We start from the raw sequence: 16,035 nt of genomic DNA, 5'->3' as shown, positions 1-16,035 counted from the left end.
CTAGCGTGCGATGCGTATGTTATTTGCGCTTGCCGCCGCCGTCGCCGGGACGACGGGAGCTGCCGCCGCGCTTGCCGCCACGGCTGTTGCCACAGCTGCCACGGTTATCGCGACCGCCGGCGCGGCCGCCACGGGAACCGGCCTGGTTGCCGCCGCGACCACCACGGTAGCCGCCGCGACGCTCCTCGCGGGTATCGTCGTAGTTGCGCCAGTCATCGCGACGATCGCGGCTGGCACGCGGATCGCGACGCTCGCGCGACTCACCGGAACGCCCAGCGCCGCTGCGCCCACCATTGTCGCGAGCGCCCTCGCGACGCTCGCCGCCGCGGCCACCGCGCTCTTCAAAGCGCTTGCCGCCACGGGACTCACCGCTGCGGGCGCCATGCTCACCGCGACCCTCGCCGCCACGGCGCTCATCGCGCCCGCCGCGCTCGTCATTGCGACCGGAACGACGACGATCGCCCGAGCCACGCTTGCCGCCGCGCGAGCCACGGCCCTCGTCCTCGCGCTCAACACGGCGACGACCGCCGCGGTCCTCGTCCTCGCGGCGACGGCGATGCGCCTCGCCCTGGAACTGCTTGGCACGGCGCTCGGCACGGTTGCCTCGCGGGACCTGCTCGGCAGCGCCAGCACGCTCCTCGGCAGCCACCTCGCGGGCCACGCTCTCAACAGCCTCGTCCACGCGAGCCTGAACGCCCTCGCGCACGCGGATCTTGCCGCCGCGCTTGGGACGGCTCGGACGCTCGCCGTCGCCGCGACGCTCGTCGCGACCGCGGTTGGAACGACCGGCCACATCGCCGTAGTCATCGCCGTTGCGCTTGCCGTCGCGACGTGCCTGCTCAAGCTTCTTCTTGCTCTTGGACTTGCCGCGCTTGGTCTTCTTCTTCACCTTAAAGGCCGCAGGGTCGCGCTCGGGATCGACGGCGGGCGGGTTGGGGCCCACATGCAGGTCGCCGGCCTCGTAGATGTCGGCGGTCTTGTCCATGAGCTTCTCAATCTCGTAGAACTCATCGACGTCCTGCTCGGTCACAAACGTAATAGCCCAGCCCAGCTCGCCGGCGCGGCCCGTGCGGCCAATGCGGTGGATGTAGTCGGTCGGCTCTGCCGGCACGTCAAAGTTCACGACGTAGCGCACGTCGCTGATGTCGATGCCGCGGGCGAGCACGTCGGTCGCCACCAGCACGTCAACGGTGCCGTCGCGGAAGGCAGAAAGCGCGCGCTCGCGCTGGGCCTGGCTGCGGTTGCCGTGAATCGCAGCGGCCTTGATGCCCTTGCGCTCCAGACGACGGCAGCAGCTGTCGGCGCGGTGCTTGGTGCGCATAAAGACGATGGTGCGCTCCGGGCCCTCCTTCTTGAGGAACTCGGGCAGCAGGTTGTTCTTGGCCTCGATGGACACCGGGAACACAAACTGGTCGACGGTGTCGGCGGTCGACGTGGCGGGCGCGATCTCCACGCGGGCCGGGTCGCTCACCAGGTCGGTAATCTCGCCCACGGCGTCCTCGTCGAGGGTCGCCGAGAACAGCAGCGTCTGGCGCTCGGCCGGCGTCTCGCGCACAATGCGGCGGACGGCGGGCAAAAAGCCCATGTCGAGCATGCGATCGGCCTCGTCGAGTACCAGCACCTTGACCTCGTTCAGGTGGCAGGCGCCCTGCTCGATCAGGTCGACCAAACGGCCCGGCGTGGCGACCAGGATATCGCAGCCGTACTTGAGTGCCGCGGTCTGCGGCTTGTAGCTCACGCCGCCCACGACGGTCACGGCGACATGGCCGGTGACGTCGGCGATCTTGCTCGCGACCTCGTCGATCTGCTGTGCGAGCTCGCGCGTGGGGGTGATGACGAGCATCACGGGGCCACGGCCGTTGCCCTCGGGCTTTTTAGCACCGCGACGGCGGTTGCGACCGCCGCGCTCGTGCACAGGCTTGGGAGGAGCGATGTGCTCCAGATTATTCATGGTCGGCAGCAAGAAGGCGGCCGTCTTGCCGGTGCCGGTCTGAGCGGCGGCAAGCAGGTCGCGACCCTCGAGCACTACGGGAATCGAGCCAGCCTGAACAGGCGTCGGCGCCGTGTAGCCCAGGTTCTCGATGGCACGGAGCATCTCGTCGGAAAGTCCCAGCTCGTCAAAGGCGGGCAGGTTCTCGGTCGCGGACTCGACGGCCTGGGCAGCATTGGCCTCGTCGGCAGCATCGAAGGCAGCCTGGCTCATGGCCTCGCGGGCCTCGTCCAGGATCTCGGCGTCGGTGACGTCGGATACAGAATTACGCATATGTTGTTGTTCCTTATCTGCACGCGCAATGGGCACGGCATGCGGCCGCGCGGGCGTGCTTGGTAGTGCGCTAATACATACAAAAACAGGTGCGCACAGAGAGGACGTTGCTCAGCACGCTGGCGATCGCTTTGGCAGCCCTATCACGCGCCGTCCAGACGCAGCAGCTCTAAGCGATGGAGCAGATTCGCCGCGGTTAGTATACCCGTGCTTCGCATGCCCCCACGTAAACCACAGATGACGAGGCGGACGAGGTGGGCCCGAGGTGGGCCCGGCTGATTGTCTCAATCTGTAACAGTTACGGAGCAAAACCGGCCCCAGATGTTACAGATTGAGACAGTTGAGTTGTCTGCCGAGAAACAATCTTGATCTGTAACAACTAGACCCCATATCCCCCGCCAGATGTTACGGATCGAGATAAACGTGCCGAGCACCAAACCCGACAGGCAACAAAAAGGACCGGACGCCCAGTCATTGCGACTGGGCGTCCGGCCCCGCCAAACACTAACTAGGGAAGCTGAACCAACAGATTGCAGCCTCTACTCTGCGTCCGGGTCCTTAAAGTTCTTGGGATCCAAGACCATGCAGGTGTAGGTGATGTCGTGCTCATCGTCGGGGATGGGCTCAAACCCGTTCTTACCAAAGAAGTCGATGAGCAGATGCGCGAGCTTAATCGGATCCGCATCAGCATCATCAAAGAGATATCCGCTCAGATCCAGGAATGTAGGCTGCTGCTCGCCCTCGCTCTCCCAGTATCCCAAAAGGGCATCGTGCACCAGGCGTGCGCCATAGCCGTTACCGCGGTAGTCGGGGTCAACATACACATGGCTCAAAAACGTCGACGTTTCCTCGTTGAGCGGGTGCTCCGTAACGGCATCCGGCAGGTCGGGGTCATCTGAACCGCCCGTTACGCAAAAGCCGACCAGTTCCTCATCGGCAAAGACGCCCCAGAGGTAACAGTTCTCTTCGTCCTCGTCCTCAACGCAGTCCGCGTACGCGTCATAGACCTCGTAGCCCGACTGCTCGTCCAGATCGACCATATCGTCGACGTCGTCGGGACCCAAAGCCCTTACTTCAACTTCAGCCATTGTCCTGTCCTTTCTCTCGCTTTCAGGACAACCCGAGCATACGCCGCTGTCCAGATAACCTGTTGCGCAACATCGGAAACTGCGTCAATACCGCCGTTAACGGCGACGACGCCTCAGGGCAATGCATGCAACGACAATCGCCAGCAGCACCAAGCCCTGGAAATTGATGCGGCTAATAGCGAAGCCCGAAGGAACAATAAAACTGTCGTAGAACATGTCGAGCAGGCCGATAAACACCAAAAACGCGATGAAGATCCAGAACACGCGACTCCTTAAAATGGGAGTAAACATGTCGAGTACCGAGCCACCCGAAGAAGAACCCTGATAGCCTATTAAATCAAACGGCTCATCCTTTTCCACCTCGTCGACATCGCTCGAAGCGCCTGAAGACTCGGACTCCAAATCGCGACGATCCGTCCAATACCCGGGCACATGGTCGCGCTCACCAAGGTACTCACCGTTTTTGACCACCGGCTCAAACAACATGGCACTCGAAAGATCCTCGAGCTCCTCGCGAATCAACTGGTCGGTGCGAGCGTCATGAGGCTCCTCGAGCTCGCACTCAAGCTCGTACATATGCTCCATGACCCGCTCGTAATCTTCTTCGGACATATCGTCATCGTAATAGGAGTTCCTGCTCATCGTTCATCCCTCGTTCAAGAACCGAATCCCTTTTGGACAGCTCAAGTGTAGAAATCCATACCGAGCAGACGTTGCGCAACATTGCCGGGAACGAGGCGAATCTACTGGCGGCAAAAGCGCCCATAAACGAACAACGCGGCCAGCCTCTAAAGGCCACCGCCACAAACGCAAACGGCGCCACGCGGGTCCGCAACCGCGTGGCGCCAAAAACTCGCAGAAGCCCTATTCCTTCGTAGGACTCTGCTCCTGGGGAATCTCGAACCTGCTATTAACTGTCCCGCCTGCCCGAACACCCGCCCGGAAGGATTGTCGCCAAACAAAGATTTGGGTTGACGCTCAGACAAATTGTCTTTTCGGCTGGGAAGAACACGGCATTCGGAGGCCTTGCGGCCCCGAATCATCACCTGTTATCTAAACTATTAGAAATTGAAACTAAAGGCTCACCCATAATGCAGGGCGAACGGCGACATCAGGTCGAACAACACGTATGCCCAAGGAAAACACGCCGCCATCGGAGTCTACGCATGCCGTAGCGAACCACGTACCGCTGCCGCCATCGCTCGGTGAGCTGAGCCACCAGTAACACGCATCGTTATCTTCAGTCCAGGCCCCATTTTTTACAGCCTGCTTAGTAGGGTAGCAAACGCGGCTTTCATCAGACTCAAAATATTGATTGGCCTCATCGGTGGTAAGCAGCGTAGGCGAACCATCGATATCCTCCTTCTCCTCGTCCGAAAAAGCCTGAGAAACGAAATCGCTCTCGAGCCAAGCCTTGAGATCGGATGAATCCCAGTCATTGTCCATGGAATCCACACTGTCACTTAGATCGCCCTCGTTAATCGGCTTGGCGTCCAGCCCTTTCTCACTAATTACGAGAGCTCGATCCCCATCGACAGCAAGGACGCGCCACTCAATCTGCTCTTTGCCATTGGAGGTTTTGCCGTCCTGCTCGTAGGAGCCAAACTTAACCTTATCGCCCACCTGAGCGCCCACGAAGGGGTTCTCGTACGGTGCCTCAACGGTCTTAGTTTGTTTCTTGCTTTTTGTCTCGGATTCCTTGGAAGCACTTCCGCTCCCCATCTCAGTAGCCGAGGAAGAGTTTCCACCCAGTGTGGGCCCGACAGCAAAAACGGCAACTAACGCAACGACAATAACAGCGACTGCCCCGATGATAATCGGCCTCTTCTTTGCGTCGCGAGCCTCAGCAGGCTGGGGTGACGAAGCCGAAGTCGCAGCAGAGTCCGTGGCTTTATTTGAGGGAGAAGCGGTTTCAGCAGGCGCCGAGACAAGCGAGGTTCCACACCCAGAACAGAACTTGGATCCATCGGCGTTTTCGACGCCACACTTTGGACAGAACATAAGGGCTCCTTTCTTCAGCCTTAGTCTTTTCGAGTTAAGACTACCTTGAGCTTGGCATTTTCTGTTGCGCAACATTTAACGGGTCGGGCAATTGAAAGGCTCGCAACAAGTCACCCCAAAATGCTATTCACGCAAAAAAGGCCCGAGGATAACCCTCGGGCCCCATCGGTCGTCACGCGATGCAGACGGCTATTCGTCTTTCCTGTTATAGGTAAAGTTCGTATCGTTAAACGAGCTCTGACCACCACTAAAGTCATCAGGAATGCCAATAACGCCAGCCGAGCGCTTGCGCAGGTTATTGACGCTGCTGCCATGACGGAAGTTTGCAATTGCAATAAACTGCTGGTACCTTTCCGTTGCCTGCTGCTGGTATTCGCTCTTAAACAGCTTAAGGCTACCCTCTTGTTCGGGGTTAAAGACCAGCTTAAAGTGGACCATTCCGCCTTGCCCATTCGCACCGTCCGCATCCTCGTCGTTCAGCTCAAAACCGTAGAATCCGTTGCCGTAGTCTTGAATGTCAACGTCCTCGCACACTCCACGAACCTGACCGCTCAAATCCTGGATAACATCTCCAGCCGAGCCGGTAATGTGATAGTCGCCGAACCATTCACAGCTCGCCTTCCCCGAGACATAAGAACTGATGCGGAGCCAATTATCGGAACCGTCAGCAGCCACGTACGTCCCCGAGAAATCGCCCCATTCGATATCGCTGCTCAGCTCGTCCTTTTTAAACTTCCACTTCTTGCCGTTGAACTTGTACGTCAACTCGTGCTTGGCTCCGGAGGTCACGACCCAATTCGCCGTACTATCGTCAACATAATCGACGACGCATGTGTTGTCGTTGTACAGGTCCGAATCAGCATCCTCGATCCCGTGCTCTTCATCCGTCGTTATGCCCGTGAGCGGGGTCGTCTCGGTAGAAGTGGGCTCAATCGTGACGTTCGACACATTCCTACTGCCATCTACATCGGCAGCATAATTGAGCTCGACCGTTGTAGAGAAGCTCTCGTTGGACACGTCGGCGGTCGCTGTGCCCGTCACCTTTCCATCGCTCTCGTTGAGTTCGGATACGACAAGCGAATCGACCTGGTACTCCGAAGGCTCAACGTAATCGTTTTTGGCAAAGAGCTCCGTCTGACCTTCGTACTCGACCTTAGCTTCTTCGAGTACCTGATTCTCGACAGCTTTCTCAAAATCCTTTTGCTGCTGCTGATTGAAAAGGAAAACGCCAAGGGCGACCATGAGGACAACGGCCACTGCAGCAATCGCAATCTTGGCATTCTTGCTGAGCTGTTTCTCCGGCTCCCCCTCACTCTTTTCATCCGTTGAGTCCTCCGCAGGTGCTTCCTCCGGAGTATCCTCAACCTCGACGTCCGCCGAGTCCGCAACGGTGGTATCCGGCGCAACGGCATCCGTCGCGCCAGCATCCTCGTGTTCAATCTCGGCACCGCATTTACCGCAGAATGCAGCTTCTTCCGCGATCTCGGCACCGCACTTGGGGCACTTCATGGCCGCTCCTTCCCTCGTGTATTAGGACAGTTGTATCGTCCCGAATAAGTCAAATGATTCGTTGCGCAGCATTGATACGAGTGCGACTACAGCCCTCGAAGAGTGTTCCCCTCCGAGGGCTCATAATCACCGTCGGTCAGTATTAACGACTAAAGGCAGAAACCCGGATAGATATTGAGCTCATCGTTCGTATCCCACGGGCCACCAAAATCGTTTCCTCGGTATATTAGGAAACATCCGGATTGAGAGGCATCGCAAGTTCGTGTCCACGCGTTGTTTCCAGTAAATCCATCGTAACCGGTCCAGCGGGTGTCGTTGTCACCTTGCAGAGCGGCATACTGCGTTCCCTCGGCCTCGTAGACGGCAAGCTGGTCAGGCTCCAGGGAGCCAAACTCTTCTTCGAGCCCATCTTTGCCAATCAGCTCCATCATAGACGGTAGCCACACGGTCTCGTCCGTTGAGGTGACCGAAGACGGATCCGTTGTTACGCCAGCGTTGTTGGACAGTTTCTTGACCCTGACGATATTGCTCTTGAGAGCCTGCGGCAAGCACCAGTTGACCTCCGTGCGAATAGACTTACGAAGATCAGAGTCCTTCCATCCACCCATATTGGAACCATCCTTATTCATGGCAAGCTTGGCAGGAGAGGCATCGGCGATCAGGAACGTGATGCCTGCCTTGCCCTTACCATCGGAACGGTCATCATGGTTGAAGCCAACGATATATGCATTGATATCATCATCAATGCTCTTATAGGAAGCGCTGCTCAGATTGCCGTCGTCGCCAACCAGATGGTATTTCTTAGCAATCTCGATAGCGGCGCTGTCATCCTGTGCCGCAGCAATTTCATTTGCGATGGATTTGAGATCTTTCCAGCTGTAACCATTAACGTTATCCTGAACGGCAACACCGGTTGAATCCGAATCAGCGCTATCATCCGAAGGGGATGTCAAGCAGAACATGGGCATCACAGCAGATGCCTTATCGGTCGAATAGTCATACAAGCCAGTAGGCCAAGAAGTGTTATTGTTGCTCGCAGGCGAATCAGTCTCATCATAAACAGGGGCATAATCGTCATCATAGCTATAGCCACCCAGATTGTCCAACCCAGCATCAGGCGTTAGAGGGTTGTAGTAAATGCTTCTAAAACCAGCCTTCCAGTCGAAGCCATTTATCTTCTTATAGCTTGAGTCCAGTTTTACTTTCCCTTGCTCAAGAGCCTTCTGATCAGAGAGGCCATCATCCGTCTTAACTAGTTCAATCCAATATCCTGAGTCAGATAAAGTGAACTCGCAGTCTTGCGAGTCTGAAGTCCAATTCATGCCGGCGGCCTCGTAATAATCGTACTGTGTGCCCTCGGCGTTAAGGGACTTGGTCATCCACTCCGAATCGCGATTGATGTTTTTCATCTCTGAGGCATCGCCGAGGATTTCAGTCGCAGAAGGCGCCCAAAGCTGGACGTCCTCTGAGGTTGCCTGACTTGCCTTGGCATCGTCGCGATAAACAGTATTCTTCTTGACTGTGGCCAAACAGTCCTTGAGCGTACTAGGCAGAATGTTGAAGTCGGTAACATGTGAAGCATAGAGCGGATTGCCCATATACAGACAATCGGTAAACTGCCAAGTAATGCCTGCCTTTCCAGAGCCATCGGAAAGATCATCGTGGTAGAAGCCAACAATCATGGCGCTGCTCTCACAATCATTGAGCGCAACTTTCTTGGTCTGGCTGCCGTCGAGCTTGCCCTTCTTGTCGCAAAGCTTGTACTTCTTGGCAATCTTGAGGGCGGCCTTGCGGCTGCCGGACTTGGTCATGGCGTCGGAGATCTTCGCGAGCTCAGACCAGGTGTATTTATCGACCTTCTTCTTGACCTTGACGCCCTTTACCGATCCGTCCTTGGTCTTCTTCGACTTTTTGGACGACTTTTTGGAGGCGGCGTACGCCGGGGTGGGCGCGACGATGGCGGCCACATTGCCAACCACGAGGGAGCCCAGCGCAAGTGCAAGCACTCCACACAAGGCCCCCTTCTTGAGGTGCACGTTAAGCTTGTGCATATCAAAATCCTTTCTCTTATCCACCGGACATCTCAACCCTAAGCGGTGTTGGTCAAATTCTGTTGCGCAACATTAAACGGTAGCTGGATAAGGCACCTAAACGTACGACGCAAAAGAGCCGGACCCCTTTGATGAGCTTGAGCCCGGCGATGCCAACGTGGTGTTAATGAAGCTTGGTGCCGCAATGCATGCAGAACTTATCCTCGGGATCGTTGGTCGCACCGCAGGTGGGACACGTGTTGTTTGGGAGAGAGACGGCTGGCTCAGGTTCAGGTGCGACTACCTGTACGGGTGCTGCAGCGGGCGCGAACGCGGGCGCAGGCGCGGCGGCAGGCTCAGGCTCGGGAGCGCTTACCGGCTCAGGGTCAAAGACAGGAGCAGGCGCGACGATCGGCTCGGGCTTAGGTGCGGAAGCAACGATCGGCTCTGGTTCCGGCTCCGGATCGGGCGCAGCAGCCGGTTCGGGCGCAGCAGCCGGTTCGGGTACGGCAACCGGCTCGGGATCGGGTACAACAACCGGCTCGGGTGCAACCACCGGTTCGGTCACGACAACCGGTTCCGGTTCTGGCTCTGGCGCCGACTCCAACCTGGCACCGCAGTTCATGCAGAACGTATCGCCTTCATTGATGAAGAAGCCGCACTGAGGGCACGTCGCGGCGCTTGACGCGTTCGGAGCGGCCGCCGTTGCAATACCGCTGGTTCGCTGTTTGGTAATTGCCGCCTCGATCTCTGCCATGGGCTTTCCGCACCCAGAGCAAAACAGGTCGGAGGCAGCAACGGTAGAACCGCAGAACGGGCAGGTGTAGCGCACGGCAGCGGCCTGAGCAGCCTGTGCCTCGGCCTCGATGCGATCGATCTCGGCCTGATAGCCGGCGCGTTCGGCATCGATAGCAGCGATGCCGTCGCAAATGGCCTCGCGACCGGCGCGGAACGTGGGGTCGTCTTTAGTCACATCGTACAGGCTTGCGCCAAGCTGGGCAGCAAGGGTCTGACGACGCTTCATGGCTTCGCTCAGCTGTGCCTTAAGCTTAATCGTGTTACCCGTACGGTTGGCTCCGGCAACACCGCGATTGATAGAGTTCTGAAGATCGTCAAAGAAACTCATGGGGGTCCTTTCTCCGCTTTTAATTCGTTTGCGTCAAGGATACCCACACCATCGCGCGCAATGTTGCGCAACATAACCAGAGAATCGAAGCTTATCTTAGGGCTCGTCAAGGTTCCCAACGAAAGGAAACATCATGTTCTGCCCCAAGTGCGGAGAGAAGATTCCCGACGGCGTCGCCTTCTGCCCCAAATGTGGCAACAAGCTTGCCAGCCAGCCCGCTCCGGCCAAGCCTGCCGCCGCCCGCGAGGAGGCTCCGGTCAAGAAGCCCGCTGCCCACGCCACCGCTCCCAGCCCCGCAAAGCCAGCGATTAATGCCCCTAGTGTCTCGCTCAATACCAACGCCATCGTCCCGCTGGTCATTGGCGTCATTGCCCTCATCTTGGCCTTTATGCCGTGGTTCTCGCCTTCCCCCGGTGATTTTCAAACATCCCAGTACATCTCCGATGGCGCCAACAACCTCTCCAGCTTCTTTGGCGGCGATAGCACGGCTGGCGAGGCATATCGCCTTAAGTCCAGCTATACCATGCTGGAGATGGGCGACTACGCCGATACAATGGCGGCGTACGGCAGCAGCAGTAGCAGCATCGGTGACGTCAACATGCTAACTTACACGTGGGCCATTCCGGTCATTGTCTCCGTTATCGGCCTTATCATGGCATTCCTACAGAAAAAGGTATCCATCGCACGCATCGGCTTTACTCTGCTCGCCCTCGTTGCCGCGATGATGGCATGGATGTCCACGACCTGCTCCGGCCCCATCTATCCGCTTCTGTGCTGCATCGCCTCAATCGCTACAGTCGTGATGCTTGGCTCCATCAAGAAAGAAGCCTAGTCTCGAGCATCAATCCACATGCAGCCCTGAACGTGCCCGCCGACAACGACCTGTCGGCGGGCACGTTTTTCATAGACAGCGGGGCATACGAACGCGGGTCGTCCGCCTCCCCCATCACCACCACCGCCCCCGCACAAACCGTTCCGCATTGCAATTTGCGCACTCGCGGATGTTGCGCAACGTTCTCGCCCATCGGGGCGGTAGCGTTCGAGTTAGCAAAGCCACGAGCCCTAAAACCCGGGATCGCGGGCTTCCACCGCATACGAAAGAAGGAACGATGGACGAGATTTTTGAGCATCTACTTCAAGATACCGACCGAGGGATCTCGATCAACCAGATTGTCAATCGCATCGTGTTTCCCAACCATGACATCTGCGTGCAGGTCAAAGCCGCCTTGGAACGGGACCATGGTGAGTTCTGCTTTGCTGCCGTGATCCCCGATTACGAGGACTTCCAGCACATGGATCCGACCGACGCCACCAATGCCGCCCTTGAAACCTGCGGGTCCGACGGCGAAGAGGTCACCAACGTCGTCTGGGGCTACAACTCGCTCCAGTACGAATACAACGGCATCCCCTCGCTGGAGGTCGCCAAGACTATCTCCAAGATGATCGGCGTTCCCGTCTACTACGAGTACACCGATGCCGATGAGCTCGCTGCCGGCGCCGTGATCGCCGATGCGCAGGGCGACAGCGTCTCGTTTGCAAACGTGGTCGACAAGAGCTGCTGGGTGTATTTCCCGGAGGGGTTCGACGGTGCCACCGACACCCTGTTCCGCTGCGGCATGGGAACCATGTCCATGCCCGACGGAAGCCAAAAGTACTTTGAGGACACCACCGACCCCATCATGCGTTCGTATGCGCAGCGCGGAAACGTGTCCCTGTACTTCGACTTTCTCAAGGACCAGTTTGGCGCCCAAGAGGAGCCCCAGCCGGCGCCCTCGCGCAAAAAATCGTCTTCTGCGGCAAGCAAACGCAAAAAGAAGTCGACCAAGACGCAGGAGGTCGCAACCGCCACCATGGACGCATCGGACGTTGACGTGCTCTTTAGTCATCTAATCGAAGAGACAGGCGGTCAGATCCAGCCCCAAAGGGTCATCAACCGCATCGTCTTTCCCGGACACAATGCCTGCATGCAGGTAAAGGAGACCCTGGAACAGGAATTTGGCGGCTTTTCGCTCGCCACGCTGATACCCGCAATCTCCGACCTTGGCGATTTGAGCCAGCCGCAAAACGCCGCCACGTGCATCCATATCTGTGGCGCCCTAGGCGGACGGACATTCAACGAGATGTGGGGCTACAACTCGCTTCAATACGAATACGACGGCATCCCGCTGCTGCGAGCTGCAAAGGCGCTCGCCGCCCTGCTCGGGGCGCCCGTTTATTACGAGTACGTAGTGACCGACGGCTACAAGGCCGGAGCATGGCTAGCCGATCCCGATGACGATGACGTCTCGTTTGCGGCAAGCCTTACTAAAAGCCAGTGGACGTTCTTCCCCGACAACAGCCAGTACCGAGATGCCACGGCAGTTCGTTGCGGCGTGGCGACCGTCACGCTTTCCGTGACCCAAAATGGCGTGCCCCAGGACCGCGAGGTCTCGTTTGCGGACACGTTCAATCCCATCATGCAAAAGCTGGCAACCCGCGGGACCGTCTCCATGTATCTCGACCTGATCAATGCAAACTACAGCTCGTTTGCAGACCCATCGGACGATGACGACGAAGACGGGGATGACGAGCCCCGGGCAGAGTCCGATGCCCAGGCATCGGGCAACGTCTGCATGTCCCAGGCCATGGGCGCGATGACGTTTCGCATCGTCTTTCCCAATCATGACTGCTGCGAGTATATCCGCGATGATCTCGACAAGTGCTTTGGCGGGTTCTCGCTCCAGGCGATTTGCGGCACGCCCGATAGCACGTTTGACTCACCCGATGAAGTCCTGTCAACCATGGCAGGCCACGGAATCCCCGATGACGCGACCGATGTCGAATGGGGCTACAACTCCGTGCGCTATCGCGTGGCACACTCCGTGCCCAACGCCATCGTTCTCGAGACGTTAGTCCAGCACTACAACATTCCGCTGTACGTCGAGTATTTCGATGAGCTTAAACGCGCGACCGGCGCTGCCATTACGATCCCCGACATGGCAAACCCGACCGCATTCATCCCCGGCACACTCGGATGCAAAGAGCAGATGTACTTTGACCGCGGCAGCGACAACGAAGGCTACGTTGCACTTCGATGCGGCTATTGCCAGGCAGTCTCCGATGATGGCAAAACGCGCATTTCCTTTGTCGACGACCCATCGCAGTCGGTCATGGCGGAAATGGCAGAAGAAGCATCGGTCGGAGTCTACGTTAGGCTGCTTAAAAAATTCGATCTTGAGCAAGTTCTCCCCGCTGGATATCAGAAACCGGCTTCTCGTCCCGCCGCAAGTTCCAAAAAGATCACCTCGACCTCCTCGGCAGAAAAATCGAAAATCAGCCTGTGGATGAACCCCATTGCAGAAAAGCATGTCTGGAACTCCCTCGATGCCTACGGTCAAAAGCAGGGCAAGCAAAATGACATGAACATGTTCTTTTTGGAGCCGCTCTATCGCGGCGGTGACCAGATCCGCGACCCATTTGGATTTGCCACAGGCCGCAAGCCTATGCCGGCTTATGCAAGTCACCAGGCGCACCGCAAGGTTATCGACGCCGCCCTTGCTACCGACATAGAAGTCGGCGCGCTTGTCGCGGGGCTTCTCGGCCAAGACCTGCTGACATCCGAAGAGCTCAACGCGCTGCACCGCGACATCGAGCTCAAGGCCCAGGGCATAAGCGCCATTGCCACCGGAAGAGGCGCCGCACTCGAGAGCCGCTGTGACTCGGTTTGCTACCTTATTGCAAAGCTCCGGAGCCATGACGGCGACAATAGCCATCGCTTTATGATGTGGATGGCGGACACCGACCAAGCCGTACGCGTAAAGTTCTACGGCGAGGCGCCGGCAATCGGCGCGCCCTTTACATGCCGCTTTAGCGTTGTGGAAAATGACGTCATTACGTACTGGATGCCCGTCGAGGGCGAAAAGGGCTTCTCTCGCTATAAGCAGATTCCCGAGGGAGGACGCATCGACGTCTCCGCGGCAAAGAGCGATTCTGCCGCTATGAGCGCTCTGCGCAAGGCCAACGCGGTCTTCCTTAAGACGTGCGGACTCAAGCAAACCGCACCGTCCAAGACGCGCATGACCCCGGAACAGTCACAGCGCTTTAGCGAGCTGCGAGAGAAGCTGGATCGTAAGACGGGTTATGCCCTCACGGTGCTTTTCTCGCGTTGCGTGCTCTGCAGCGCCGAAGCCGACCGATTCCTCGAGCTCATGGAGCACGCCGCTGCCGCGCACGATCGCGGAGAGACGATCGATGTCGACGATACTAAGGTCGTAGAGCACAAGGCCGCATACATGGTTGGCCCAATCTCCGCCGAGGATAGCACCTGTCAGCTCTACAACCCCAACACCATCAACTTTGAGGACTTTAGATTCCAGCCCAACCTGATCGAAGACTTCCATACCGACCTGCCCCGTGTCGGCAGCTTTATCAACATTGCAACGAGCGTCGTTGAGTCGGACGTCATCGCCGCCTGGGCGGGCTACAACCCGGGCAACGCCCAACGCTCGGCGCGCTACTAAAGAGCAATTGACACGATCAAGCCATGTATCTGTTGCGCGGCATCGACCTCGGGCGGCGTACCGCGCCGTCCACGATGTTGCGCAACAGAATGTAACGCAGGCGGCCTAGTATGCGAAGTAACGGGCGCGCACAGGCCAGACGCATCGAATCTGGCCTTCGCGCGCAACACAAATCATCGCAGGGAGCACACCATGGCGCGCGACACATCAAACGATCCGGTTGTTAACTTGCCGCTCGATTACAAGTTCGACGGCAACAGCAACATCATCCAGAAAGTCTTTTTTGGCGTAAATGCGGTATTCTGCCCCGTCTGGTACTGGTGGTACTTCAAAAGCAATCGTGATCCCAACTTTTGGATCGGTGACAGCGACATGGACGGCTATGATCCCGAGGAATGTGCTACCGAATTCCAGCACCGCATGGATAACTTTACGCCCGAGGAGAGCTGCAACCTCTTTGAAGTCGCAAAGTATTGCGACCGCATGACGGGTGTTACCGTCTTTGACGTCGTAAACGGGCGAAATGTAAACGAGCGACACCTGGATGACTACTACACCGGCTACGACCTTGGCATCGAAGATGATGACGAGGACGAAGAAGACGACGCAGACATCGAGATGGAGTTTGAAGGGCAACCTGTTAGCCCCCAGCCGATGCGCGTATGCGACGAGGGCCCCTGCCAGTTTATGCTGCCGCCCGTTTTAAACTGCGGAACGGACGACGGTTCTGGCTACGAGGTCGAGATCCCCTTGCGCGCCAAAACGACCAAGAGCGGTACCCCACAGGAGCGGCTTTCGTTCTACATCCCCGCCGACATCGCCGTACAGTGGTTTCGCGAGGTCACGGGCGAGCCGCAGGCCGACTACCAACTGTTCCAAACCGTGTGGATGGATCAAGCCAATAGGCTCGAGAACCCGCACTTTGTCGATCACCTGTTTTCCTATGCGTTTTGGCAGGAGCGATTGCTGCGCATCCTGCACTGTACGTACAAGCGCGGCAAGGTACAGAGCGTGCGCATCGTTGCCGACTACGAAGGCGACGCCGCCGAGTTTATTGGCAAGTACTATCCAGAGGCCGAGGTCATCGGTCGTCAGAGCAACGAGAACGCCTTTGAAACGGGAGCTGCCTATCTGGTCGAGCTCACATTGGATTACAAATACAAGGGCGACAAGCTTGTCGAGAAAAAGACGTTCTCGGTCCTTGGCAGCTTTGGATGCGAATGGTATCGACTCTATAGTGGCAACCCCAACGCCACCGTTGATGATTTCTACGCATGGTGCGAACAGACCGATACCTACGAGCCGCTACGTCAAGCAGCCGAAACCGCCGGTGCAATCGTTCAGTACACCACCTACGGACTAAAGGGCGACGAGCTCACCAGTAAGCGTACCGAAGATCTCCAAGGCAGAACCAACGTCGAGATCAACGAGGCCGCCGAGCTGAGGGATCGCATGTTCACGTAGGCGGCAACAAACCCGGTTCCCGATATCCGTTCATCTCTATACTCACAGGAGGTAC

10 protein-coding genes and 1 pseudogene are annotated in these 16,035 nt (G+C 57.6%); 3 read left to right on the top strand and 8 right to left on the bottom strand.

Annotated features, from left to right (window positions below):
• Window positions 1-19: 19 nt before the first annotated feature.
• The 8 genes and pseudogenes from DXC90_RS01390 to DXC90_RS01360 all read right to left on the bottom strand — a co-directional run bounded on the left by DXC90_RS01390 (window position 20) and on the right by DXC90_RS01360 (window position 10,017).
• On the bottom strand, window positions 20-2,263 hold the full coding sequence (locus DXC90_RS01390; RefSeq protein WP_117734426.1) for a DEAD/DEAH box helicase: 2,244 nt from the start codon (window positions 2,261-2,263) through the stop codon (window positions 20-22).
• Between the two features lie 539 nt (window positions 2,264-2,802).
• Window positions 2,803-3,351 (bottom strand): GNAT family N-acetyltransferase, encoded by a 549-nt coding sequence (locus DXC90_RS01385; RefSeq protein WP_117734425.1) that lies wholly within the window; start codon window positions 3,349-3,351, stop codon window positions 2,803-2,805.
• A 96-nt stretch (window positions 3,352-3,447) separates the two neighbouring features.
• Entirely contained in the window at window positions 3,448-3,993 is a 546-nt protein-coding gene (locus tag DXC90_RS01380) for a hypothetical protein (RefSeq protein ID WP_117734424.1), read from the bottom strand.
• Window positions 3,994-4,425: 432 nt separating this feature from the next.
• Window positions 4,426-5,073 carry a DUF6273 domain-containing protein gene (locus DXC90_RS01375; RefSeq protein WP_233502099.1) on the bottom strand — a complete coding sequence of 216 codons (648 nt, stop codon included), beginning with the start codon at window positions 5,071-5,073 and terminating at the stop codon, window positions 4,426-4,428.
• A gap of 213 nt (window positions 5,074-5,286) precedes the next feature.
• Window positions 5,287-5,352: pseudogene (locus tag DXC90_RS09835) on the bottom strand (zinc-ribbon domain-containing protein); the annotation flags it as partial.
• Window positions 5,353-5,541: 189 nt separating this feature from the next.
• Entirely contained in the window at window positions 5,542-6,861 is a 1,320-nt protein-coding gene (locus DXC90_RS01370; protein ID WP_117734422.1) for a zinc ribbon domain-containing protein, read from the bottom strand.
• Between the two features lie 149 nt (window positions 6,862-7,010).
• Window positions 7,011-8,912 (bottom strand): DUF6273 domain-containing protein, encoded by a 1,902-nt coding sequence (locus DXC90_RS01365; RefSeq protein ID WP_117734421.1) that lies wholly within the window; start codon window positions 8,910-8,912, stop codon window positions 7,011-7,013.
• Between the two features lie 163 nt (window positions 8,913-9,075).
• Window positions 9,076-10,017, bottom strand: coding sequence for a zinc-ribbon domain-containing protein (locus DXC90_RS01360; protein ID WP_117734420.1), 942 nt, complete (start codon window positions 10,015-10,017; stop codon window positions 9,076-9,078).
• 133 nt (window positions 10,018-10,150) lie between these two features.
• Here DXC90_RS01360 and DXC90_RS01355 point away from each other — a divergent pair, with 133 nt between their 5' ends.
• From DXC90_RS01355 to DXC90_RS01345, 3 genes are all read left to right on the top strand, one after another.
• A complete protein-coding gene (locus DXC90_RS01355) occupies window positions 10,151-10,849 on the top strand; it encodes a zinc ribbon domain-containing protein (protein ID WP_117734419.1) in 699 nt (232 codons plus the stop codon).
• 277 nt (window positions 10,850-11,126) lie between these two features.
• The gene (locus tag DXC90_RS01350; RefSeq protein WP_117734418.1) at window positions 11,127-14,516 is read left to right on the top strand and encodes a hypothetical protein; all 3,390 of its coding nucleotides are present in this window, start codon (window positions 11,127-11,129) and stop codon (window positions 14,514-14,516) included.
• Between the two features lie 192 nt (window positions 14,517-14,708).
• On the top strand, window positions 14,709-15,980 hold the full coding sequence (locus tag DXC90_RS01345; protein WP_117734417.1) for a hypothetical protein: 1,272 nt from the start codon (window positions 14,709-14,711) through the stop codon (window positions 15,978-15,980).
• Window positions 15,981-16,035: the final 55 nt, after the last annotated feature.

It is taken from the genome of Collinsella sp. TF09-1AT, from assembly GCF_003436895.1.
Classification (GTDB): domain Bacteria; phylum Actinomycetota; class Coriobacteriia; order Coriobacteriales; family Coriobacteriaceae; genus Collinsella.
This window is presented reverse-complemented; position numbering and strand designations above follow the sequence as displayed.